Source organism: Verrucomicrobiia bacterium (assembly GCA_035946615.1).
Classification (GTDB): Bacteria; Verrucomicrobiota; Verrucomicrobiia; order Limisphaerales; family UBA8199; genus DASYZB01.
In genome coordinates this window covers 1-23,014 of record DASYZB010000095.1, presented here as the reverse complement: position 1 = coordinate 23,014, position 23,014 = coordinate 1, and the positions used below count along the sequence as shown (strand labels likewise).

The 23,014-nt window shown below is 57.3% G+C and carries 22 protein-coding genes; 9 read left to right on the top strand and 13 right to left on the bottom strand.

Annotation, left to right across the window (positions count from 1 at the left end; all coding sequences use genetic code 11):
- Positions 1-69: 69 nt before the first annotated feature.
- On the top strand, positions 70-1,068 hold the full coding sequence (locus VG146_13590) for a serine/threonine-protein kinase (protein HEV2393380.1): 999 nt from the start codon (positions 70-72) through the stop codon (positions 1,066-1,068).
- 6 nt (positions 1,069-1,074) lie between these two features.
- On the opposite strand, the gene VG146_13585 is transcribed toward VG146_13590, so the two are convergent.
- From VG146_13585 to VG146_13560, 6 genes are all read right to left on the bottom strand, one after another.
- Positions 1,075-1,455 (bottom strand): hypothetical protein, encoded by a 381-nt coding sequence (locus tag VG146_13585; GenBank protein HEV2393379.1) that lies wholly within the window; start codon positions 1,453-1,455, stop codon positions 1,075-1,077.
- A gap of 5 nt (positions 1,456-1,460) precedes the next feature.
- Positions 1,461-1,976, bottom strand: a complete 516-nt coding sequence (gene lptE / locus VG146_13580; GenBank protein HEV2393378.1) for an LPS assembly lipoprotein LptE — start codon at positions 1,974-1,976, stop codon at positions 1,461-1,463.
- Position 1,977: 1 nt separating this feature from the next.
- On the bottom strand, positions 1,978-2,964 hold the full coding sequence (bamD, locus tag VG146_13575; GenBank protein HEV2393377.1) for an outer membrane protein assembly factor BamD: 987 nt from the start codon (positions 2,962-2,964) through the stop codon (positions 1,978-1,980).
- A 209-nt stretch (positions 2,965-3,173) separates the two neighbouring features.
- Positions 3,174-3,743, bottom strand: a complete 570-nt coding sequence (locus tag VG146_13570) for a hypothetical protein (GenBank protein ID HEV2393376.1) — start codon at positions 3,741-3,743, stop codon at positions 3,174-3,176.
- Positions 3,740-4,375 (bottom strand): sigma-70 family RNA polymerase sigma factor, encoded by a 636-nt coding sequence (locus VG146_13565; protein ID HEV2393375.1) that lies wholly within the window; start codon positions 4,373-4,375, stop codon positions 3,740-3,742. The genes VG146_13570 and VG146_13565 overlap by 4 nt, the downstream gene beginning before the upstream one ends.
- Before the next feature lie 114 nt (positions 4,376-4,489).
- Positions 4,490-5,794: a hypothetical protein gene (locus VG146_13560; GenBank protein HEV2393374.1), complete on the bottom strand. Its 1,305-nt coding sequence runs from the start codon at positions 5,792-5,794 to the stop codon at positions 4,490-4,492.
- 202 nt (positions 5,795-5,996) lie between these two features.
- On the opposite strand from VG146_13560, the gene VG146_13555 reads away from it, so the two are divergent.
- The 3 genes from VG146_13555 to VG146_13545 all read left to right on the top strand — a co-directional run bounded on the left by VG146_13555 (position 5,997) and on the right by VG146_13545 (position 7,374).
- The gene (locus VG146_13555; GenBank protein ID HEV2393373.1) at positions 5,997-6,587 is read left to right on the top strand and encodes a DNA-3-methyladenine glycosylase I; all 591 of its coding nucleotides are present in this window, start codon (positions 5,997-5,999) and stop codon (positions 6,585-6,587) included.
- Between the two features lie 140 nt (positions 6,588-6,727).
- A complete protein-coding gene (locus VG146_13550) occupies positions 6,728-6,982 on the top strand; it encodes an AbrB/MazE/SpoVT family DNA-binding domain-containing protein (protein HEV2393372.1) in 255 nt (84 codons plus the stop codon).
- Entirely contained in the window at positions 6,979-7,374 is a 396-nt protein-coding gene (locus VG146_13545) for a PIN domain-containing protein (GenBank protein ID HEV2393371.1), read from the top strand. Before VG146_13550 ends, VG146_13545 begins: the two co-directional genes overlap by 4 nt.
- 59 nt (positions 7,375-7,433) lie before the next feature.
- On the opposite strand, the gene ilvD is transcribed toward VG146_13545, so the two are convergent.
- A complete protein-coding gene (gene ilvD / locus VG146_13540) occupies positions 7,434-9,698 on the bottom strand; it encodes a dihydroxy-acid dehydratase (GenBank protein ID HEV2393370.1) in 2,265 nt (754 codons plus the stop codon).
- Positions 9,699-9,959: 261 nt separating this feature from the next.
- Between ilvD and VG146_13535 the strand changes: the two genes are divergently transcribed.
- From VG146_13535 to VG146_13525, 3 genes are all read left to right on the top strand, one after another.
- Entirely contained in the window at positions 9,960-12,869 is a 2,910-nt protein-coding gene (locus VG146_13535; GenBank protein ID HEV2393369.1) for a glycoside hydrolase family 9 protein, read from the top strand.
- 73 nt (positions 12,870-12,942) lie between these two features.
- On the top strand, positions 12,943-13,233 hold the full coding sequence (locus VG146_13530) for an SWIB/MDM2 domain-containing protein (protein HEV2393368.1): 291 nt from the start codon (positions 12,943-12,945) through the stop codon (positions 13,231-13,233).
- A 99-nt stretch (positions 13,234-13,332) separates the two neighbouring features.
- A complete protein-coding gene (locus VG146_13525; protein ID HEV2393367.1) occupies positions 13,333-14,808 on the top strand; it encodes a TolC family protein in 1,476 nt (491 codons plus the stop codon).
- A gap of 905 nt (positions 14,809-15,713) precedes the next feature.
- Here the strand turns inward: VG146_13525 and VG146_13520 are convergent.
- From VG146_13520 to VG146_13505, 4 genes are all read right to left on the bottom strand, one after another.
- A complete protein-coding gene (locus VG146_13520; GenBank protein ID HEV2393366.1) occupies positions 15,714-16,115 on the bottom strand; it encodes a hypothetical protein in 402 nt (133 codons plus the stop codon).
- Positions 16,116-16,155: 40 nt separating this feature from the next.
- Positions 16,156-16,752, bottom strand: coding sequence for a hypothetical protein (locus VG146_13515; protein ID HEV2393365.1), 597 nt, complete (start codon positions 16,750-16,752; stop codon positions 16,156-16,158).
- Positions 16,753-17,043: 291 nt separating this feature from the next.
- Positions 17,044-18,759: an RHS repeat-associated core domain-containing protein gene (locus VG146_13510; GenBank protein HEV2393364.1), complete on the bottom strand. Its 1,716-nt coding sequence runs from the start codon at positions 18,757-18,759 to the stop codon at positions 17,044-17,046.
- A 30-nt stretch (positions 18,760-18,789) separates the two neighbouring features.
- Positions 18,790-18,960 carry a hypothetical protein gene (locus VG146_13505; GenBank protein ID HEV2393363.1) on the bottom strand — a complete coding sequence of 57 codons (171 nt, stop codon included), beginning with the start codon at positions 18,958-18,960 and terminating at the stop codon, positions 18,790-18,792.
- 32 nt (positions 18,961-18,992) lie between these two features.
- Between VG146_13505 and VG146_13500 the strand changes: the two genes are divergently transcribed.
- Both VG146_13500 and VG146_13495 read left to right on the top strand, forming a co-directional pair.
- The gene (locus VG146_13500; protein HEV2393362.1) at positions 18,993-21,398 is read left to right on the top strand and encodes an AAA family ATPase; all 2,406 of its coding nucleotides are present in this window, start codon (positions 18,993-18,995) and stop codon (positions 21,396-21,398) included.
- A gap of 5 nt (positions 21,399-21,403) precedes the next feature.
- Positions 21,404-21,757 (top strand): hypothetical protein, encoded by a 354-nt coding sequence (locus VG146_13495; GenBank protein ID HEV2393361.1) that lies wholly within the window; start codon positions 21,404-21,406, stop codon positions 21,755-21,757.
- Between the two features lie 104 nt (positions 21,758-21,861).
- On the opposite strand, the gene VG146_13490 is transcribed toward VG146_13495, so the two are convergent.
- Complete coding sequence (locus VG146_13490; GenBank protein ID HEV2393360.1) at positions 21,862-22,347, bottom strand: tetratricopeptide repeat protein; 486 nt, start codon at positions 22,345-22,347, stop codon at positions 21,862-21,864.
- 12 nt (positions 22,348-22,359) lie between these two features.
- Positions 22,360-23,014, bottom strand: a 655-nt coding sequence (locus VG146_13485) for an RHS repeat-associated core domain-containing protein (protein ID HEV2393359.1), incomplete at its 5' end; no start/stop codon positions are given.

Here is a 23,014-nt window from a genome sequence, read left to right as displayed (position 1 = left end):
CCGATTTCGCTGCCGATCTGCTGTGGAATACCTTGTGGGGACAGCCGTAAATGTTACAATAGGAAAGGAATGAGCGACAAACCTTTGAGAATGGTTACCTGCCCGGGGTGCGAAGCCAAGGTTTTCATTCCCGGAGACCTGGCCCCACTCTCGACGGAGCCCTGCAAACGTTGCGGACATCCCATCATGATGCCCATGCAACTGCGCCAGTTCGAGTTGCGCAGCAAAATCGCCTCCGGTGGCCAGGGTAAAGTCTATCGCGCCTTTGATACCGTCCTCGAACGGCTGGTCGCAGTCAAAATCATGCGCAAAGAACTCGAAGCCGATAAGGTCGCCTTGGAGAGTTTCATTCGCGAGGCCCGGGCCTGCGCCTCGCTGAACCACACTAATATCATCCATATTTATGCCTTTGATGACTCCGAAGGCCAAAGATACCTCGTCATGGAGTTGGCGGATCGCGGGAGCCTCGACTCACGAATTGAGAAGTATCAGCGCCTCCCGGAATTGGACGTGCTGGACATTGGGATTAAAATCGCCTCGGCCCTTGATTTGGCTCTCAAACACAATCTTATCCATCGCGACATCAAACCCGGCAACATCCTCTTCAATTCTGATAACGAGCCCAAGCTCATCGATTTCGGCCTGGCCCGAAGCGTCGAGGTTGAACCAGAGTCCAACATGGTCACTGAGGGGACGCCCTATTACGTCGCTCCTGAAAAGATCAAACGCGAAAAGGAGACGTTTCTTTCAGATATGTACAGCCTCGGCTGCACCCTCTATCATGCCCTCACCGGCCATGTGCCTTTCGAGGCCCCCAGCGTTCAGGAATTGGTCGCCGCCCACGTCAACATCGCCCTGACTCCTCCCAACCTGGTTGTCCCCGAAATCACGCAACTCACCAGTGAGGCCCTGGTCCGTGTTTTAGCAAAAGACCCGCGCGATCGTTACCTCAGTTACGATGAATTCACCATGGCCCTCTACCAGGCGCGGGCCCAGTTGCTTTTGCAGCAATCGCAAATGGTCCCCGCCAAGGGAATCAAGAGCAAAACCAGTTGGTGGCGCCGTTAAGCGCTCCTATTCCCCCGTACGGGGCTTGCTTCTCTTCGGGCCGAAATTGACGCTGCTGGCGATCCATTTCCCGCCTTCAGCAGGTTTCACATACCCGCTGACCGGTTCACCCACCACGCCATCGGCTAAAGTCGCGGGCTTATCAGCTTTCTTTATCCGAGTTTGGGCGGTGATCTGAAAAGTGCGTTTGCCAACCGTTATCGTTTTTGCCTTTGGGTCGAGCGCGGCCAGTTTGCCGTGGAAAGGGCCTGGAAGGGGCCTCTTTGCGGTTCTGGGTTGTTTGGCCGCCGGGTTATTCGTGGTTTGGGCTTCGATTTGGGCCGGCGCGTCCACCAACATGGCCGTTAAACCAACGAGCACCAGAAGTTTTAATAGGGATTTGAGCATAGGATTTACCATTTTCCTTCCGCTAAAAGGGCCGTCACGTTTTTGGCCAGGTCTCCGGCCAGCAACGGCAGGGCCTGGCGCTCAGCGCTCGGCAGGTCGCTGCCGACTCGGATGAGGGTGAATCCCGAGACCGGTTGGTCCAGAAGCACCTTGCCCGTGGCGCGCTCGCGGGCAGTCACCTGCGCCCGCATTTCCAGTCGGAAGTCGCGCACAGTGAGGACATCCACCGAGGCGAGGGTAACCTCGACCCGCACATAGCGGATAATGTTGCCGCTGACGATAATATCGCCGTCCCCATGCGACGCCAGACGGAAGGTGCCGTCGTGTTGGAATTCCTTGCGCAACTGGGCGGTCACTTCATCGGTCAGAAGCGGCTGTAGAGTGCGATTGGCAAAGGGATTGATCTGGACCGATTTCTCCCCAGCTTCGAGCCCGTTGGTCGGCCCCAGCTTGTAACCGGCGCAACCGCTCAAGACGAAGCCAAGCAAGACGGCCAGGCACAATCCCCAGAGAAGGCGCATTTTAATTGGTTGCAGGCAGCGTCCGCTTCTTCAACTCGTCGATGCGCATCCGTGCCTGCGTCGCATACTGCGAGTTGGGGTCCTGCAGCAGGACTTCATTGTAATAGACCAGTGCCCCGTTCCATTTCTTGTACTTCTCGTAGAACTTTGCAATCTCGAAATCCCCGCGCGCCTGCTCGGTCTTAAGACCGACGATGATCTTTTGCGCCTCCGCTACCCGCTTGTCTCCGGGGTAAAGCGTCATGAAATCTGTAAAAGTGGCTATCGCCTGGCTGGCGGTATTCTGGTCGTACTCGGCGGTTTGGGCCTCCTGTTTGTAGCAAAGACCCTGTCGATAAACCGCGTCGGCGGCTAACTGCGGCCTATCGTGATAGCGGTCCGCAGCCATTTCATAAGCCTTGGCTGCCACCGCATAGTTCTTTTGCTTCTCGCGCGCGGCGCCGATTTTCATTTGGGCCTGAGGGGCCACCTCGCTGTAAGCCCCGTTTTTGACAATCTTTTCATACATCGAAGCCGTCTTGTCCATCGAAGAAAATATCGGGATAACACCCCACAATTTGAACCATTTGCCGGCCAGGTATTGGTTGGCGATATTAAACTGCCGCTGGAGAATCTCGTCGTAATTGTCAATCTTTGGCTGTTTCTCGAGGACATTCTGGTATTCCTGGAATGCCTTTTCGTCGCGCCCCTTGGCTTCGTAGCAACGGCCCACCAGATACTGCGCCCGCGGCGCGTAATCAGAAAGTGGCCAGACCCTCACCACTCGACGGGCGGCTCTCAAGGCCAGGCTGTAATCCTTTTTCTCGAAGGCCGTCTGCGCCACTTCGAGCTGATCCTTGGCCCGCGCTCGCTGCCATTTGCCTCCCCCGCCCACAGGCTCGTAGCTCCATCCTTCCCCTGGCCGGTATATAAGCGGGGCCGGCGAGCGCGAAGGAAAAGCCAGCAAACAAAACAACATCAGCAACAAACAAATCCACCGACGATTCATGGCCGCCACGGTAGCCACAGCGCGACGGCAAGTCAATCGCAGCCGAGGATGCTTCCACGCATTCAATCGCAAAAGAACGAAGACGGTGCGGCCGCGAAGCAACGCAAAGAGCGCAGAGAAACTAAATAAGAAGTTGCTGTTTAATTTCTTTGCGTTCTCTGCGTTCTTTTGCGCTAACGCTCCTGCTGCAGGTATGCGTTCCCGGGTCCCTATTCCTGCTGGGTTGAGGACGGGAGGGTTGACGCCGTATAGACCGAGCCAGGCGCGTGATGCCTATTGGCTTGCCGCGTGAGCAGCTCATCCAGTTTCTCCAAAGATTGATTGGCTACCATCTGGTAGTTGGAGACAGTGGGAGCCAAATCACCGGATTTCGAACTCGACGCATCTGCCAGAACGGGGAGAGGCGAAGGCCGTGGGGTTGCCGCATGGCGCCAGAAGATGGATACCAGCAGAAGTACGGCGGCTGCCGCGCCAACCAGGGAGAGACCCATGCGCAACCTCTGCTTTATTGCTCGTGCGGGTTGCAGGACTGGCAGCCACTCAGTCTGGTCAACCCTCAATGTATTTAAGAGCCGCTCGTGGAACTCGTCGGACGCCTGGACTTGCGGAAGTGAATCGCGACCGCTTAATCGGTGTGTCACCCTGGAAATTTCGTCCAGATATTCCCGGCACCCCGCACACTGCTCGATGTGCGCCCGAAGCCCATGGGACGCCTGGGCGTTTAAAGCGCCCAGAGCCAGCCAGGTGATATGTTTGCGGTTTCTACGGCAAGGTTTCATAAATTTTCTTTTGAATAGCGCGTGTTGTCTCCCGCAGTGAGCGCTCGCATGCGGCGCAGTTTGTCCAGCGCATTGAAGAGGCGAGATTTGACTGTGCCGACAGAGCAGCCCAATGCAGCGGCAATGCCTTCGAGCGAATCATCTGCGTAAAAGCGCAGATAAACAACCTGCTGATGTTTTGGGGGGAGCGCCTGAATGCACTTCCTGACCAGGAGCGCCTGCTCCTCGAGGGCGGCGGCATAGTCGGGCAGCGGCTCGGGAGAGGGCAAGCGGTCGATCTGGCTCTGGAATTGCTCCTGATCGAGTTGAACCAGCGTCGAGAAAGCCAATGGACGCCGTGCGCGGCGCATATTGCGATAGCGATTCAAGAGGATGGCGCAAAGCCAGGTGAAGAACCTGCATTGCCCATTATAGCGCTTTAGAGATTTCCACGCTTCTACCAATGTGTCCTGGGCCAAGTCTTCAGCTTTGGTAAAATCTCCGCATATGGCCAAGCCCTGCATGAGCAGCTGCGTTTCGTAAAGGCGGCAAACCTCGCCAAAGGCCTCCGCATCCCCGGCGCGGGCCAGACCCAGCAGATCGCGTGTGACTGAGGAATCGCTCTCCACGATGGTTGAACTCAGGTCAGGCATGTTTCAGTTGGACATTGCTGGATGGGCATTCTCACACTCCAACACCATGGACAAGGGCCACCTGGAACGCGGCCCTACCATCCAGGACATTGCCATTTTTGAAGGGCATCGATGTTATTTAGCGGCACCTGTTAAAGGCAGTGACTCTCCGGCTTTAGGCCCATCCACGTGAAAACCGGGTCCGGTTGTCTCCACGAATATCAGCATCTCGGGAAAACCTGAGCCGCTGTAGGCGGATTTGAGCGAGAACCCACGGTCCACACCTTCAAAGACGAAGCGCTGGAATTGGAACGGCCCCTGGCCGAACGGGTCGTTCACGGTCTGCAATCCCGGCATGCCATTCACCTTATACTCTGCCGCCGCGCGCACCATTGCCAGCCACACTTGGATGTTGAATTCCCGCTGCTTGGCTCTCTCGAAGGCGGGCCCCGGGAAAGCCCCAGAGAGCAGCGGGTTGGAAGATGCCTCGAGCTGAGCCCTGAATTGCTTGGCCTGCTGCTGATAAGTTGCCGGGGGCAAGGTTAAGATTTCTGCCAGCCGATCATAAAGTTGCCCTTCGTCGCTCAGCAACGTAAGGAGGCCTTGACTGGTGCCTCCCGCAGCGCGCGCCAGAGGTCCCCAAATATCTGTCTTGCCCCCTTCGTTGAATTCCACGGGGGCCAGGTCCTTATGAATCTGCTCCATCACTTTGGCGTCGTCCCCTGGGTTGGCTTTCTGCAAAAACAAAATCCTGTTGACCAGCCAGTCATGGAACATGGCTTTTTCTGTTGGAATTGATCCGGCCAAGGTCCCACGGACCGGCCCGGCATCGAGCCCCTCTGCCAACTCTTTAAAGGTCTCAGGCGAGAACCGGCCGAAGTTCTCGGCAATTGTCGTGCAGTCAATGGCTTCGCTCGCGATTTGGACCAGCACCGAAATGAGGGTGCCGTCGCGGGAGGCATTTCGCGCCACCGCAAAGGCAGCCAGCAGATCGTCGCGCGCATCGGATTGGCGGTCGTGCTGCAGCTCCCACATCACGCGAAACTTCGTAGCGACAGCGACAGCTTTGCAGCGGGCCAGACCCGGCAGCAGCGTCGCCGGACCTCGACTGATATCGATGCCCCAGTCGCACGGCACAGTACAGGCCGCAGCCTGTCTGACCAGGGAGAACTGGGGATCATATCCGGCAAAGATTGCGTCAAACTTCTCCGGCAGTTTTCCCGCTCGTCCTTCTCGGGAATAGAGAAAATCGCTATCGGCATTTGAAAGGGGTTCCGGCGCCGCAAGAAACGCCTGGTAGTACAGCAAGGCCGGATTGATGTCGGTGCGCAAAAGGCCCGCGGAAAAAACTGGGAAGTAAAAATCGGGAGGGAATGGTTGAGCGATCGACCCAATGATTCCTCCACTGAGCAACAAAACATATAAAGAGATTTTTTTCATGTTGGGATGAGGTGATTTTAAATCTGTCTGCATTCTGCCCATTAATAACGTGAACCCTTCAAAAGGTTCATTTTTTTGAAGATGGTTGCGATGCCTTGAGCCCCCCAAATCTGCGGGCTTGCGTCTGGCCGCCCATTTGACGCAGCCTGTTGCGGTGGCATCGGCGTCTTTGTCAGAAGAAAAGCGGTTACCCCGCGCGCCTTTGAAACGGTGCGCTTGGGCGCAGGGCGAGCTTTACACGGCCTATCATGACCGGGAATGGGGCGTGCCGGTTCATGACGACCGCTTGCTCTTCGAGTTCCTCATCCTGGAAGGGGCACAGGCGGGTTTAAGCTGGGTTACCATCTTAAAAAAGCGTGAGAACTATCGGCTGGCTTTCGACCATTTCGACCCCTCTAAAGTGGCCCGCTATGACTCGCGGAAAATAGGCAGGCTGCTGACCGATGCAGGGATTGTCCGCAATCGGCTCAAGATTCAAGCCGTAGTGCAAAACGCAAAAGCCTTTCTCGCCGCGCAAAAGGAGTTTGGCACTTTCGATGATTACGTTTGGCGGTTCGTCGGCGGAAAACCCATTTGCAATGCGCGGAAATCACTGAAAGACATTCCCGCCCGCACTCCCTTATCCGACGAGATAAGCAAGGATTTGATCAAGCGTGGGTTCCGGTTCCTCGGTTCTACGATTTGTTACGCATTCATGCAGGCTGTGGGGATAGTCAACGACCACACGACGGATTGCTTTCGCTACATCGAATGCTCTCAAAACCAGCATTCAGTATCGGCTACGGCCCCCTGACCCAAGCTCTGAAGGGGGCTCTAGGGTTTCCGCACGGTACGTCCGGAGTGCCACTGGCCCGTACTCCCGTTATTCCCTTTTGCCGCTTTTTCCTCGGTTTTTCTCCTTGGCTTACGATGAGCAAAGTAAGATAGTAAGACATGATAACTAAACTATCGAGCAAAGGTCAGGTGGTCCTGCCTAAGCAGGCGCGGATGCGCTTGCGTCTGCGTGCCGGAGTGAAGTTGCTGTGCCAGGTTGAGGGGCAGTCCATCGTGCTGACACCTGAGCACCCTGTAACCGATCATCCGCGTTTGATGACCGACGCGAAATCCGGTTTGCGCATCACGAAGTCACCAGCCAATACCAGAGTCACCAGTGCGGATGTGCGGTCGGCTCTGCTCGATTTTCCATGAGATACCTGCTGGACATCAATTCGCTGATTGCGCTCGCTCACACCGGGCATTCCTTGCACGCCAAAGCCATGGATTGGTACGTTTCAGTCCTGGACTCTGCCACCGGTTTTCATACTTGTTCGATTACTGAAATTGGGTTTGTGCGGGTCGCTGTGGTGACAGGCCTCCAAGCCGATATCGCTGCGGCCAAGCAAGCCCTTGGCGCGCTCAAGTCCTCTTCGAGAATCCGGTTCGAACTCATTCCAGACGACCTCAGCGCAGATCAACTGCCCGCCTTCGTCAAGAGCCCGCAATCGGTCACCGATGGGCACTTGGTGGAATTGGCCCGGAAGCACTCGGTGCGGCTGGCTACCCTGGACCGGGGCATTCCTGGCTCCTTGTTCATTGGATAGTCCGACATTCGGACCTTCCCAAAGCCCAAAGAATCTACAGCTACCTGCACTCCACCCTGTTAGCTCGTCAAAATGCCGCCCTGGCTGGCATTGGTGACTAGCTTTTGATAACGTTTGAGCCAGCCGTTCAGGTCGCGCTTGACCGCTTGCCAGCCCTGCTTTCGCTCGGCTAGCTCAGAATCTGTAAGGACCATATCAATCCGCCGATTGGGGAAATCGATCCGCAATCGATCGCCATTGCGCAGCAAACCTATCGGACCACCCTCAGCGGCCTCGGGAGAGACGTGGCCAATGCAAGCGCCCGCAGTGCCGCCGCTGAAACGGCCATCGGTTATCAGGGCGACTTTGTCGCTCAACCCCATGCCCACAATATAACTGGTGGGCGACAGCATCTCCTGCATCCCGGGCCCGCCACGGGGGCCTTCATTGCGAATCACGACCACGTCACCCGCTTTGACCTTGCCGGCCAGGATGCCCTCGCAGGCCTCCTCCTGGCTTTCGAAAACGATCGACGGCCCCTCGAACACGAACTGCGGCCCGCAATAGGCCTTAAAGGCATCGCTGATACCGGCTGTCTTGACGACGCTGCCATCAGGGGCAAGCTGGCCGTAAAGAATCGCCAAGCCGCCATCGGCGCTGTAGGCAGTTTCCTTGTTACGGATGCAATCCTGCGCGTTAAACATGAAGGCCGAATCGTAAGGCATCAGGCCGCTGGGCTGGGCCTCTTCGAGCTGTGTCGGGCGATATTCGTGATAGGCCTTGCTGATCTGCCAGCCCCGCAAGCGCCCGGTCCGCAACAAACAGAACCGCTTCTTCTCGCCGCCTTTCCCATACTGCCACAGGAGCAGCACCGGCGTTCCCTTGAGCTGGGCCAACTCGGCCCGCACCATCCCTTTGAACTCGGCAAATTTCTCCTTCAACCCGCCCTCAATGGCCTGGGGCCCTTTCCACGTCGTGTTCTCGTTGACCTGAAATTCAGCGTCGTCGGTAAAGAGCGCAGCCGCAGCCGCTGCGTCCGAAACGTTAAATGCCGCAGCCAGGCGCCATAATGTAATGGCGCGCGGGTCGGCGGGGAAAAACATCAAGGGTTTAGGCGCCAGATTTCCGTTTGCGGTGCGGGCTGCCGGGCCCAGTTTGTCATTGGGGTCGAGCACCAGGGCCGAGCAGCCGGAGATTCGAGCGGTCCTGGCCCAGGCCGTCGCATGCGCCGAACGCACGTCCCATTCGTCGATATTCTCGCCGAGGGTTTTGCCAGTGACTGTTTTGCAATCCAGGTTGAGGGCGCCCATGCGCTTGAGTTCACCCAGGATGGTATGAATCCCTCCCGCGCGGTGCACATCCTGGACATGATAATTGGACGAGGGCGACACCTTGCATACGCACGGCACGCGCCGTGAAATCTCATCGATGCGCTTGATATCGTAAGGAACACCCGCCTCACGCGCGATGGCCAGGGTGTGCAGGACCGTATTGGTCGAGCCGCCCATGGCCACATCGAGCGCCAGGGAGTTGTCGAAGGCTTCCACGGTCGCGATGTCACGCGGTTTGAGGTCCTTCTTCACCAAATCAATAATTGCCCGCGCCGCCCGGTCATAGAGCGCCTCGCGCTCCTTCGACACCGCCAGGATCGTCCCGTTTCCGGGCAGCGCCATGCCCAGCGCTTCGCACAAACAGTTCATCGAGTTTGCCGTGAACATTCCCGAGCACGACCCGCAGGTCGGGCAAGCGCTTTGTTCAAGCCGTTTGAGGTCAGCCTCGGAAATCTTGCCTGTCTGCAACTCGGCCACTCCCTTGAATACCGTTATCAAGTCCGACTTCTGCGTCGCGGGCCGCAGGTGCTCGGGCAATTCGCCGTCTGCTGCGTGGGAGGCCACCCCGGCGGCCATTGGACCCCCGCTGACAAATACCGTCGGTATATTCAGGCGCATGGCGGCCATCAACATCCCCGGCACGATCTTGTCGCAGTTGGGAATGCACACCATCCCATCGAAGCAGTGCGCCCGGACCATCGTCTCGACGCAATCGGCAATCAGCTCCCGCGAAGGCAGGGAATACTTCATCCCGCCGTGGCCCATGGCAATACCGTCATCGACCCCAATGGTGTTGAAAATAAACGGCACGCCGCCGGCCTCGCGCACCAGGCGCTTAACCAGCATCCCAATCTCGTTCAAATGGGCGTGGCCCGGTATGCAATCGGTGTAACTGTTGCAGATGGCGATAAATGGCTTGTCCCAATCGGCTTCCGATTCAATCGAGCCGGTCGCCCGCAGCAGAGAGCGATGCGGGGCGCGTTCGAAGCCTTTCTTAATCACATCAGAGCGCATAAAATAGAATCCCGTTGCCTAAATTAACGGCAAGCTCGGAAGATAGCAGCCGGGCAGCGCCGTGTCACCCGCATTGTTGCTTCGCATTGTTGTGCGTGCTTCGGCCACAGACCGGAATTGAACAGGAGGAAAGGGAGGGACAGAGATTTCCTTTCTCTGTTTGCTCTTGTTAGAGCCCAAGGCCCATAGGGTATTCATCCGGCGAAAGTGGGAAGGAGTGCCTATTGTTGACTGGGCTGAATGGCCTAACGATGAAAGGCAATGCAACGCAACAGGTCTCTCGTTTACAGGCTGGTTTCTGCATTTCACAATGATGCGGCCAAGGCCGCTTGCAACCCGGTGCAATGGGGTCTGCGCTTTTTACCTGCGCTGTGGTTTTGCAGCTCCTTGTCCGCAGCGATTCCCTCGCCTGCAGATGTTCAAACGCCACAAATTGGGGCCAACGCCCTCCACATTCTCTCCCCCAATTTGCTCGAACTTTTTCTGGTCAATACCAAGCAACCCGACCCGGGGCGCGTCCAAGGATGGGACTGGGTGAATGACCAGCAGGCATTTGTCGCGCCGAACATGTCGAGCCTGCAAGTGCTGGTCAATGGCCAAACCCGCTTTGTAGCGGGGGTAGGATTTAAACGCCGCGCTCTTTACGCGCCGCTGCTGACATGGGATTTGCGAATCGGTAATCAACTGTATCTGCAATTGACCAATCCCATTCCAACCGGCGCCTCGGTGCAGGTGGTCAATGATGGAACGCTCTGGCCGGCCAACATGGCCTTTGCGGCTGTGGCTGACCCGCTCCGGTTCAACCCGGCGATTCACATAAACGAGGAAGGCTACCTGCCTGCTTACCCGAAAAAGGCGGCTGTCGGCTACTACCTGGGAGACCTTGGTGAAATGCCAATCCCGACCAACGCCTTCTTTGTTGTGAGCACCCAAAGCGGCGCCACTCTATACCAGGGCACGCTGACTCTGCGCCCGGATGTTGGCTATAATTATACCCCAACGCCTTACCAGAAAGTTTATGAAGCCGATTTCAGCAGTTTGACCGCCCCCGGTGAATACCGGCTCGTCGTCCCGGGAATGGGCGCGTCGCTCCCATTCCGGATTGACGAGGGCATTGCGATGGATTTCGCCCGCACGTACGCCTTGGGGATGTACGAGCAGCGCAGCGGCTGCGCGGTGGTGTTGCCATTCACCCGCTTTACTCATGGTATCGACCACGTAGCTCCCGCCGCCGTGCCTACCAACGACTCGGCGCCTTTTGCCTTCACCTGGCAAACTGTTCTGAACTATTCCAGCGAGGTTAACCCGGATAACCCGCCGCAAATCGCGCCCGGCCTCACGAATTATTCGGCGCAGCTTTTTCCATTCGTAAATCAAGGAACCGTCTCGGTGTCCGCTGGCCATTTCGAGGCGGGCGATTACAACCGCGTCACCTGGAACGGGGCGCAACTGGTCCATATCCTGGTGTTCGCGGCCGATTCGCTGCCGGGTATTGGCGCCCTGGACAATTTGGGCTTGCCGGAGAGCGGCGATGGAATCAGCGATGTTCTCCAGGAAGCAAAATGGGAGGCCGATTTCCTGGCCAGGATGCAGGATGCAGACGGCGGATTCTACTATTCGGTCTATCCTCAATATCGCGAATACGAAATGGACGTGCTGCCGGAGAATGGCGACCCGCAGGTTGTCTGGCCCAAGAACACGGCCACCACGGCGGCGGCCGTCGCGGCGCTGGCGCAGTGCGCCTCTTCTCCTCATTTCAAGCAAGCCTATCCACAAGCCGCCAGCAATTACCTCGCCAAAGCCTTCCTGGGCTGGCAATTCCTGACAAATGCCATCGCGCGATTTGGAATCGATGGCTCCTATCAGAAAGTTCAGCATTTCGACGACGATTTCACCGCCCATGACGAACTGGCCTGGGCTGCCTGTGAACTGTTCCTGGCCACCGGCAACCCGCAGTATCAATCAAATCTCTTCGCGTGGTTCCCCGATCCCGCCGACCCGGCCACCTTTCGCTGGGGTTGGCAGCGCATGGCTGTTTGTTATGGCAACGCAATTCGCGATTATGCCTTTGCTGTCAGCAGCGGCAGGTTGGCGGCCAGCCGAATCAACCAGGATTACCTGGCCAGGTGCATCAATGTCATTACCAACGCCGGCAACGATATGCTCGGCTGGTCCCAGGATAACGCGTATGGCACCAGTTTCCCCGACCTCAACAAGGCCTATCGCAGCGGCGGCTGGTACTTTTCCGCCGAGCAGGCCTTCGATTTGGTGGTTGCCTATCAATTCAATCCCAGCCCCTTGTACGTGGATGCGCTGCTGCGCAACATGAACTACGAAAGCGGCTGCAACCCCGTCAACATTTCCTACGTCAGCGGCCTGGGCTGGAAACGACCGCGCAACATCGTGGACCAATACTCCCTGAACGACGGGCGCACCCTGCCCAAAGACGGCGTGCCGGCCAGCAACATTATCGCCGGCTTCCAGCCAGTCTGGACTTACGGCTGGGAACTCATGGCCCTTTCCTATCCAGACGATTCGGCCGATACCGCGCCTTATGCCTACTACGACCGCTGGTGCGATGATTGGAATGTCTCGACTGAGGGATCGACAACCGACATGGCGCGCAGCTTCGCCGCCACCGCGTGGCTCGCGGCACGAACCTCCCTCGCCGGGCAACCATGGCACGGGACTAATGCAACCCTTATTGCGCCTGCCGGCGTTAGGCTCGTTGGACAACCGGTAACCGTGACGCTGAATGTGGCGGACACCAACCTGACCGCCGCGCGTATCGTGTGGGAAGCAAGCGGCCAGGAAGCGACTTTTGGCGCCCAGAGCTTTACTTTCACACCAGGACCACAATCGACCAATTATTGGGTCGAAGCTGAGGTGCAGTGGCCGGATGGCCGTCGAGCCTTTGGGACCAACTCCGTCTCCGTGAGCGCCAGCGGCCCACCGGTTTTGACAAATACCCAATCACTGTCCGGTGGCGGATTGGGCTTCACGCTCACCGGCGCGCCACTGGCAACTTATGTTATCGAGGCATCAACGGACCTGGCCCACTGGACCCCCGTCATGACGAACGCCTTGCCGGCCAACGGCCTGGTTACCATCAGCGATCCCCAGGCCGCATCCTTTGCGCAACGGTACTACCGCGCAGTGGCAATGCCTTAAGCCGCCCTTGGGTGAAGACCCTATGGCGGTATTCCCGGGAGAACATAGGTTTTGGGCGAAAGAGGATACCAGTATGGCCGAAACGACCTCACAACCCAAAACCAAACGACGACCCAGCGCAGCCTTTATGAAACCCGTGCAGCCGGATGATAAGCTCTCCGATGTCATTGGTAATCAGCCAGTGGCGCGGACGGATGTCACCCGCAAGCTTTGGGATTACATCCGCAGCCATAATTTGCAGGACCCCGAAAACAAGACCTTCATCAAAGCCGATGAAAAGCTCAAGGCTGTTTTTGACGGCAAGGAGCGGGTCAGCATGTTTGAGATGACCAAGCTGGTGTTTGGACACGTCAAAGGGGTTTGACCCTTCCCCTCGAACTGCGCACTATCGGGCTCGATGTGTGCTCGATCCCTATTGGCTTTGACCGCTTGGGCCTGTCTAGCTGTGTCCGCTCAAGAGACAATGCCTGCAGCCCGCGCTCGCTGGCTTTCTTTGAGGGACTGCTTCGACCTGGCCCTCGGGCGAAATTTGGACATCCAGATCGAACACCTCAACACCACGATTGCCCACGCCAATCTCAGCGGCGCTTATGGGGCCTACATCCCCACTTTCTCGGCCGATGCGCGGCACGAGTTTGTGTCCCAGCCGGGCGATTTCGATTCGCAAAAGTTCAATCCGGATTTCCCTTATGAACTCAACGCGGACAGGATTGGTTCCAGCCTCGCGGGCGCTCTGCCATTTGGGTTGAGTTATGACCTAAGCGCTTTTGGGCGGGAAGACAATGCCCGCACGGATTTTCGCGGCGGCAATCCCAACGATGTCGCGGTCTTTCCGGGCGGCATCCGCAGCACCAACAATTATTTTTCGGATGCGCGCCTGGACCTGCAGCAGCATTTGTTGCGCGATTTTTGGATCGATGCCGATCGGGAACGCCTGCTGTTGAACCGCAAGGACCTCAAAATCTCCGAGCAAGCGCTCCGATTTCAAATCATGAAGACCTTGCTCGCCGTCGAGTTGAGCTATTACGACCTGATAGCAGCGCGGGAAGACGTCCGGGTCCAGGAAAAGACGCTCGAACTGCGGCAGCAGTTAGTGGCGGAGACCCGCCGGCGCGTTGAGGTCGGAGATTTGCCGCCGCTGGACAGCGACCAGGCCGAGACGCAACTCCAAAACACCCTGACCGCCCTGACCGCGGCGCGCGAGGCGCTGGTTACAAGGCAGAACGGCTTGAAAAGCCTTTTGACAGATAATTTCCGCGATTGGGCGGATGTCGATTTGGAACCGGCTGATGCGCTGCTGGCAATCCAGGCTGAGCTGAACCGCTCGGCTGGTTTTCTAAGCGCGTTGAAGAACCGGCCGGATTTGATTGAGGCCCGAGTGGCCATCGAAAAGAGTGATGTGGTGGTGCAATACCGCAAGAACCAACTCTTCCCGACACTGGACCTGGTGGGACGCTATGGCGGCCTGGGAGTCGATACGAGCCCGGGCACATCCTTCAATGACGCCCTCAGCTTCTATAATCAGCAGTATTTCTACGGCGTCGTTGTGAGCTTTCCATTGTACAACCTCAAGGAACGGAGCGATTACAGGGCCAGCAAGGCCTACAAGCAAATCGCCCAGCTCCAACTTAAAAAGGCCGAGGACGACGTCCTGTTGCAGGTCGCCGATTTCGTGAACCGGGCCCAGTCGCGTTTCAGCCAGGTCGCCTCGACCCGCAAAGCGCGCGCTTATGCCGAGGCCGCTCTCGCCGCGGAACAAAAGAAGTTGCAGAACGGCCTTTCCACCAGCTTTGTTGTGCTGGAGTTGCAGGAAGTCCTGACCGCGGCGCGCACCGCCGAGGTGCAGGCCATGGTCGATTACAACAAGGCCCTGGCGCAACTGGCCTTTGCCGAAGGCGCCACCCTCGAGAGAAATCATTTAACCGTCGATCTCAAGTAGAGTCTCCTCCTTTGGAAGGAGACTGGAGTTTGGACATTCTTCGCTGTGACAGCGCCGTCCCGCCACTGCCGCATGCTTTCTGCGTGCGACAGGAGTTTGGACATTTAGCAGGCGCCTTTTGCCTTCCTTTGTTTGTGAGTGTTTTGGTCAGCCCGGGACTGATTGCTCACTCATCACAAGCTCGAAGTTTACCAGGAGACGCTAGATCCACTTGCCGAAAATGAAGTTCACAAAACGGTCAAGTTCAAGCGGCAATCATTTTCGTGTCCACGAAGTCGTCGAGTGCCTTCTGCAACCAGCGCCATGCGGTGCTCAAAGGATTTCGGGCAGCGACGTCTTCCGGCAGAACGTCTTTGAGCAAGTGCCTATGGCAGAATCAGTTGCAAACACCGAGTCGCAAAATGAAACAAGAGATTCATCCAACCAGTTGATCTTCAACATGTTTTAACATTTAACGGGATGACAGTGTCTTTATATATTGCTCGCCGATCTCGCCAAACGCGGCCGAAGAGGGAATGGGGAATTTCCCCTGCCAGCGCAGGAATGTGCATACGTCCCCGACCCGCATGGTGGACCTCAAACAAGTCAATCACGTGCTCATTCAACCTCACTGGAGGAAAGACTGTGACCAACCCTTGCCCTGATGGCCGTGCGCCAGCACCCCGCTGGACTCGCCAGCAGATCCGAGCCGCTCGCCTCGTTCCGCTGGTTCCCTTGCTCAAAAAACGAGGTCTTCAACTCGTCGAGTTGCCCGCCGGCAACTTCCAACTGATGCTAGTGCGGGCAAAAACCCAACCTCCCGCCGGATAAATCGTGATCCGCCCGCTCCGGTCATAACGCTACGACAGCAGTGCGGTAATTTGGGCGCAAAACACCATGGCAGTTAGAGACAAACTCCAAAACCCCTACGACCTCAGTTCGGGACAAAGTACGATGACAAAAAAGTCGGTAACATCCAGGGCCACGCGCTGGCGGTTGGAATACGTGTTGGTCACAGTATCGTTTGCAAAAGGGCCGTCCTCGGTGAGGAGCTGCCCAGCGGCAGTGTAACCATAGACGGTAGTGCCCAGCCCGTCAACCATATTGGTGAGGCGGTTGAGCCAATCGTACTTCATCTGGACGTGGAACGTGTGCGGGTATTTGATGTACGTCAGGCTGCCGAGGGGGTCGTTAGTGTAATATGTGGTGTCTTGCCGGCCATAATCGTCCTTGGCGACGGCGGTGAAGGTGTTGTTCCCGCTGGCCAGGGCGAAGCCCGCCTCGGCAAAAGTGTCGTCACCATAAAGGGTGGCGGCCGAACCGTTCACCGTAGCGTTTGTTGCAGGGCTGTCCGTATGTTGCGAAATATCAGGGGTTAGTGCTCTTTTTAAACAAGTTGGTGGCCGTTGAATGAGGCGGAGTCACCATCAGGGCGCTGTTGCGAATTGCATCGTATTGAGATTCATATTCCCCAAGAGGATCAATGCCTCGTGAAACCTTTTTCGAATATAGAAGAAAGTCATCGAATGTGTCTGGACAGTGAAGGAATGCCTTGCAATAGTAAGAATCCTCGCTGTGAATACCGATCGTCTTAAGCAGTTCACGCACTTGCTTTGTGGTCTTGAATTCGGCCTGGGCGATGCCCTTGGCGAAATCTTGTTTCGTCACCGTTCCAGCCTCTGCGGCACGATAAATCTCCTCGAACTGCTTTTCGGAAGTCGAGTTTATTACCTCGAACAAGAGACAAAGGAATTCATCGAGTGACGACTGATTCTCCCGAACGCAGATGGAGACCGAGGATTCATCGGGGAATGAGTGAAACGCACGGCGAAGCCGCTCGTCGTCGGAATAAAAGTAGTAAAGCCTGATTGACCTATGAGCAAATGCCGTGGTGACTGCATTTGACAGTGCACGCGACGCATTCGGGTTGTCTGAGAGAAACCGGCGAAGCTTAAAAGAGAGCATGCTCGAGAATTCTTCGGCTTGGCAGATGAGCGGCAGTCGGAGGAGGGCCAAGATGAGCAAAAACAATATTCGTGTTTTGGACATGGGGAGTGAGTGTGTGTTTCAGCGATTATCGCCTGAATCTAGGGGTGGCAGGGGCTTCGGCAAGCGGTTCATTTGGTCAAATTGCCAGTCGATTGCAGGCGCAAAGCAGCCTGTTAAAATGACTGGCAAAGCAAGCAGCAAAGTAATCACGAGTATTTGGCGAGCCTTGGCGTGCACGTCATCGAGGGTATGCATGGGAAAGTGTTCCTAGAATTGCCATCCAATTGAAACCCCAATAGGCCCTCCTTTCCCAGGGCGGCTTGGTAAGGGGAAGTCAGGCGGAAATCCGGGATTGAGGACGGTTCCGGGTGGGAAGGGCCATGGAAGCGGCCACGGGGGTAAAAGGCGCGGAGGCAACCAAGGAGGCAAGGGGAAGGACGGTGGCGGTGGCGAGATGAGACAAAATGTAATAGAGGAGGGCGGGAGCGTGATTGGTCCTATGGGCTGAGGCTGACCTGGCGGCTGAGATGGCCAGAGGGTGGTCGGGGGCGGCCATATTGGCTCAGATGGCTGCGATGGTGGTGCTGGCCAGAGGGTAACGGGGCCAGGGAACAGTGGGTTTCCGTAGATATCCAGCCCGAAAGGGTCTACGTATTCTGTGGTGTTGTTGTAAACCATGGCGTAGACATTCAGGGACGCTCTTTGTCGAATCGGGTCGCGATTTAGCCATCTCTGCAGACCGGGAACATAGAACCGATAGAGGAAATAGTAAAACCCGCTATTGACGTGGATTTCCTTGCTCGAAAAGCGGTACACGTTCGCGCTCGAAAGCGTTCCGCTGGATGAGAGCGTGTTGCTGAAGGGGTCATACCGGTACGTTCCCGTCATGGACTGGTTGGAATCAATCAGATACGTGATGTTCCCCAGCCCGTCGGCGTGGTAATAATTGTGGTTGGTCCAGTTGCCGGAGGTGTAGCCGTCGGAGCGGGCGAGCAGGCCGCCGATGCCGCCGGCGCCCTCCATTGTCCCACTGAGGTCGGGGCCGCGGGTGTAGCTGACTAGCGGGTTGCCGCCTCCATCGCGCTCCTGGATGACCCGGTTGCCATCGTAAATGTACTGAACGGTGCTGCTTCCCACCCAGGACCCAATCCCCGTCTTGCTGTTGACTACCCAGGTGTATTCGATGCGCCTGCGGAGCCGCCCCAGGCCATCATAGTCAAATTCCGTCTGGTAACTGTGATACACCTCGTCAGTCATCATGGTCAGACGGTTCTCGTCATCGTAGGCATAGACCATGTAACCGTTGTTGGTGATCATGTTCCCGTTGGCGTCGTAGGAGAAATTTACGATATATTGCGTCAGCTCGTTGAGGTTGTTGACCGTGAAGGCGTTTGCCACGCCATTGTTGGTCTTGTAACTCATGTTCCATGCCGCGTCGTAGGCGTAACCCACGTCCTCGCTGCTCGAGGAACTGGACGCCACCTTCACCTGGCCCAGCGGGTCGTAAGAATAGGTGACATAAGTGCCCGCCGCGTTGGTGAACGTTGTCCGCTGAGAGGCCGGATTGTAGCCGTACAGGGCCGAGTCCAGTGCGCTGTTGGCGCTGTTGTTGAGCAGCGTTTCCGTGAGCCGGGAAACGCCGTCGTACTGGTTGGTGATGTACGCCGTGTTGGGCAGGGACAGCCGGGCCACCAGCCGCGGGCTCAAACCGGATTTGGCGAGGTATTGGTATGCAAAGGGGCCGGCGGGAGAAACCACATTGGTCATGCGGCGGGCGGCGTCGTAAGCGAAGGCGTTGGTCCATGAGCCGGTGGGCTGTTGCAGGCCCAGGGCCACGCGCTGGCGGTTGGAATACGTGTTGGTCACCGTATCGCTGGCAAACGGGCCGTCTTCGGTGAGGAGCTGCCCGGCCGCAGTGTAACCATAGGCGGTCGTGCCCAGGCCGTCAACCATGTTGGTCAGCGGGTCGTACCCAAACTTCACCAGCGAGATGTTGGGGTACTTGATAAGATGTCAAATTGCCCATCGGATCGTTGGGGTAATAGGTGGTTCCCATCGCCACACTCCAGCGGCGGAATAGCCGAAATGCTCGACGCCGCCATCGGGATAGCCGGGCGTGGGCAGGCGGTTGAGGTAGTCGTACGTGTCGGTGAGCATGACGTCATCGAAAAAGATGACTGACATATGTCAATTGTTGAGATGCGACCCTTCTGGCTTTGAGTTGGAAGGCGCTGCAAACCTCCGGCATGTTCGACGCCATTCATTACGGTACTGCCGTCTATCGCAACGAACTGGTCAAACGGCTGCAAGGCATCGGCTATAAGATTCGCCAGACCGGCCCGGCCTTCGAGATCGAGGGCGTCGAACCGGAGTTGATCGAACGGTTTTCCAAACGTTCCAAGGAACGGGATATCGCCGTTGCCAAGGAGGAACAGCGCCTCGGTCGCAAGCTCACCCGGGATGAAGTCGCCCACGTCGTCCACCAGACCCGGCCCAAAAAATTGAAGGGCGCAACCGATGAACAGGTGCGCAAACAGCAACTTGGCGAGATCGGCTTTTTTGAAAAACGGGCGCTCCACAAAGTGGTCGCCGCTGCCAACGGTCAACCGCAAGATTTCGCGCAACGGGTGACAACGAACGAAGCCGTCGAGCATGGTTTGGATCACGTCTTCGAGCGTAACTCCGTCGCGCCGGAGCATCGGATTTTGGAGGCCGCCTTGGTCAAAGGTCGCGGGCAACTTAACTTGCAGCAGCTAAAGAAAAAACTCGCCACTGACGACAGCCTGGTCCGCGTTGGCTCTGAGTTTTCGACGCGGGAGATTCTCCGTCGCGAGCTTGCCCTGATCCACACGGTCAACGCCGGCATCGAGGCCGTTGCTCCCATCACCCGCCATTACCAACCCGCTTCCCATCTCGGCCAGGACCAGCGCAAGGCGTTGGCTCATGTGCTGACCAGTCCAGACCGCGTGACCGGATTCCGCGGCCTGGCTGGTTCGGGCAAAAGCACCGCCCTGGTCGAACTAACCCGCATGCTCCACCGACAAGGTTTCGAGGCCGTCTTTTGTGCGCCCACTGCTTCCGCCGCCGACACGCTGCGCCGGGACGGGTTGGAAGATGCCGTGACGCTGCAACGGTTCCACGGCGATTTGCGTACACGGTCAAGGCTCTCGCCCCGGTCGGTGATTGTGCTGGATGAGGCCGGAGCCGTCGGCCTGGAGGAGATGGCCCGGCTCTTGGAACTGGCCAGGAAGAAAGATTGCCGGGTGATCCTCTGCGGTGACACCGGCCAGCACTCCAGCGTCACCCGTGGCGATGCGCTCCGCATTCTCGAACAGTACTCGGGCTACCGTTTCGAGGAACTGACGACGATTCGCCGCCAGAAGCCCGCCGCGTTCCGCCAGGTGGTCGAGCTGGCCGCCGCCAAGCAGACCGATAAAGCCTTCGCCAAACTGCTCGAACTTGGCGCTGTGTCAGAAGCGTTAACCGATGATGGGCAGCTCTATCAACGCGCCGCTGATGCCTATCTGTCGGCCACGAAGCAAGGCCGCTCCGCACTCCTGGTCTCGCCAACCTGGACTGAGATCGAGGCCGTCACTGAGAAGGTTCGAGACACACTGAAAGCTGAGGGCGTGGTCGGCCAAAATGAGCAGACGGTTCCCGTCTTTGATTCGCTGTCCTGGACCGAAGCCCAAAAGAAAAACGCGAGCCAGTACGAGCCTGGTCAGCGTCTGCGCCTTGTCAGAAAGACCAAACATTTTGATCGGGGCCAGACCGTTGAAGTGGTGGCGGCCATCGAGAACGGGCTGCGCATTCGCCGTGCTGATGGCACCGAGATTGATTTCATTCCCAGCACCTCCGCTGCCTCCTTTGATGTTGGCCAGGCCCGCGAGTTGAAAGTCGCCGCTGGTGACTGGCTGCTGCTCCAAGCCAACCACGGCAAAGAGTTTATCAATGGCGAGCGCGTCCAGGTCCGGGAGATCCAAAACGGCCGCATTGCCCTGGCCGATGGCCGCACGCTCCCGGCCGGATTCAACGCCTTCACTCACGGCTACGCTGTCACGTCGCATAGTTCCCAGAGCAAGACGGTGGACGACGTGCTGTTGGTTGCCTCGTCACGTTCGTTCGGGGCCGTGAACCGCGAGCAGTTTTACGTCTCCATTTCTCGTGGCCGGGAACGCTGCCACGTCTTCACTGATGATTCGGATTTGCTCGCCCGCCGCATCACAGATTCGCACGAACGCAAGGCCGCTGTTGAGTTGCAGGCCCTCCGCGATGGCCTGGCCAAGCTCGGCTTCGTCAGCAAGGAACGGCTGGAAGAAAAAGCCCCTTCACCGGTGGTGGCCGTCCGCAAGGACTTTCGCGCCGTGCGCCCTATGCGCCAGACACGGGCCACGCGCCTGACTCGCCTGGCTCCGGTGCAACGCCTGGCTCAAGTCGTCGAGGACGTGCGCCGCTGGTTCGGTCTCGACCACAAAGAAGCCATCGAGCAAACCGATCCGGTCAAACAGGCCGAAAAGATTGCGCCCGTTGTAAAGGAAACACCCGGTCAAAAGCTGCGCCGGGTGCTCGAACAAAAACGCCAGCAGCACCAACAACGCCGCTCCGGCGGCATGCACGTTTAACGCCTATGCCCTTCAAAGAAGATTCCTGTTACGCCACATCTGGCAAGTATTGCGCCTGCGTCGAGTTTCATTTGTCGGAACACAAGCGCTGTGGTTTTCACACCAGCCAGTTGATCGAATACACGCTCGAACCAAACCCGGACGCCGGTGACGACAAGACCGAGCCGCCGCAAAAACTCGCGCTCGCGTTCTCCACCGCTGACGTGGTGGTGCTCGGCTGGCGGCTTTCCCACCTGGCCGACAAGCTCCAGGAAAATGACCTGGCCGCAGTCCGCGTCCTGCCCAAACGCTTCGCCGAACTTGACCGCCACATGCCCTTCGTCGCCTCCATCACCATTACGCCGGTTGCCAAAGGCTGATGCCGAACTAAGCCGAAAAAGCCGGAAGTAAACCGAAAAACAACCGCTTACAGCAGCACGGCAGCTCCCGTGATGAACCAGACGAAATCAATCAACTCGCGGCGTCAGCGGCACTCATCCAGGATCTCGTCTATCGTCCGCAGTTTGTCGGTCCACATAGGCCCTTTATCCGTAACCCGACGGCAGTCGGCTCTGGCTTTATCATACTGACCAAGCCGGACATAAGCGTCGGCCCGAAAGAAGTTGGCCGCCTGCCGATAGTAGTCGGACTTATATCGGTCACAGAGTTCTAGCACCCGGGTGAAGTCCGACACCGCTTCGTCGTACCTTCCGGCCTTGAAGAGGAAACGGCCACGCGTGAAGAAGTCGTCCGGCTCGTTTCTACGTAGGTCAATGCATCTGGAAAAATCAGAGATGGCAGCGGGAAGATCCCCCTGGCGGCCATTGACATACCCACGCGTGGACCAGACACCTGGCTCCTCTGGATGGCTGGCAGCAAGCGCGTCAGCACGCCGCAGGGCTTCGTCGGAATTCTCCGCTCGCGCCAGTTTCTCGATTTCTTTCAACTCGGATTGAATTTCGCCATGCATATCGGTTGTGGGCTACTTGAACCTGATGGTCCGAGGCTTCTTTTTCTTTTTGCCATGGTCCACCGGGTTTCCGCCACAATCCTCGGAAACGAGGCCGCGAGCGCAGTCCATGATGTTGTTATAGCCACCCGTCAGATCACGAGAAGGATTTGGTTTTGACAGTTCCTCCTTGCACATCTTAAACGCATCGTCCCATTCCTTGTCGCATCTCTTTTTCTTCTCGTCGTAATAGAGCTTGCTGCCCACGTCTATGGCCGCTGCCCCTATTGCACCGCAGGTGATGGCCGCCCCTATAGGCCCCAGTGGCAATGGCGGCTTCACGCCCGGGGGAAGTGGCGGAAGCTTCGGGAATATCACCGGTTTGCCGCCATCCGGATCCAGGAAGCTCATCGGGTTGTTTTCCACGAATTCGTAGAGATTCAAACCCCCTTCCTCCTCAATCGGGTCTCTATTTATCCATCTCTGCAGACCGGGAACATAGAACCGATAGAGGAAATAGTAAAACCCGCTATTGACGTGAATTTCCTTGCTCGAAAAGCGGTACACGTTGGCATTGGCGAGCGATCCGCTGGAAGAGAGGGTGTTGCCGAATGGGTCATACCGGTACGTCGCCGTCATGGACTGATTGGCATCAACCAGAAACGTGATGTTGCCAAGCCCGTCGGCG

Bases quoted from the DNA above. Each gene is read 5' to 3' on its own strand.
- VG146_13590 (HEV2393380.1), top strand. From the start codon at position 70: ATGAGCGACAAACCTTTGAGAATGGTTACCTGCCCGGGGTGCGAAGCC.
- VG146_13585 (HEV2393379.1), bottom strand. From the start codon at position 1,455: ATGCTCAAATCCCTATTAAAACTTCTGGTGCTCGTTGGTTTAACGGCC.
- lptE (HEV2393378.1), bottom strand. From the start codon at position 1,976: ATGCGCCTTCTCTGGGGATTGTGCCTGGCCGTCTTGCTTGGCTTCGTC.
- bamD (HEV2393377.1), bottom strand. From the start codon at position 2,964: ATGAATCGTCGGTGGATTTGTTTGTTGCTGATGTTGTTTTGTTTGCTG.
- VG146_13570 (HEV2393376.1), bottom strand. From the start codon at position 3,743: ATGAAACCTTGCCGTAGAAACCGCAAACATATCACCTGGCTGGCTCTG.
- VG146_13565 (HEV2393375.1), bottom strand. From the start codon at position 4,375: ATGCCTGACCTGAGTTCAACCATCGTGGAGAGCGATTCCTCAGTCACA.
- VG146_13560 (HEV2393374.1), bottom strand. From the start codon at position 5,794: ATGAAAAAAATCTCTTTATATGTTTTGTTGCTCAGTGGAGGAATCATT.
- VG146_13550 (HEV2393372.1), top strand. From the start codon at position 6,728: ATGATAACTAAACTATCGAGCAAAGGTCAGGTGGTCCTGCCTAAGCAG.
- VG146_13545 (HEV2393371.1), top strand. From the start codon at position 6,979: ATGAGATACCTGCTGGACATCAATTCGCTGATTGCGCTCGCTCACACC.
- ilvD (HEV2393370.1), bottom strand. From the start codon at position 9,698: ATGCGCTCTGATGTGATTAAGAAAGGCTTCGAACGCGCCCCGCATCGC.
- VG146_13535 (HEV2393369.1), top strand. From the start codon at position 9,960: ATGCAACGCAACAGGTCTCTCGTTTACAGGCTGGTTTCTGCATTTCAC.
- VG146_13530 (HEV2393368.1), top strand. From the start codon at position 12,943: ATGGCCGAAACGACCTCACAACCCAAAACCAAACGACGACCCAGCGCA.
- VG146_13525 (HEV2393367.1), top strand. From the start codon at position 13,333: ATGCCTGCAGCCCGCGCTCGCTGGCTTTCTTTGAGGGACTGCTTCGAC.
- VG146_13515 (HEV2393365.1), bottom strand. From the start codon at position 16,752: ATGCTCTCTTTTAAGCTTCGCCGGTTTCTCTCAGACAACCCGAATGCG.
- VG146_13505 (HEV2393363.1), bottom strand. From the start codon at position 18,960: ATGTCAGTCATCTTTTTCGATGACGTCATGCTCACCGACACGTACGAC.
- VG146_13495 (HEV2393361.1), top strand. From the start codon at position 21,404: ATGCCCTTCAAAGAAGATTCCTGTTACGCCACATCTGGCAAGTATTGC.
- VG146_13490 (HEV2393360.1), bottom strand. From the start codon at position 22,347: ATGCATGGCGAAATTCAATCCGAGTTGAAAGAAATCGAGAAACTGGCG.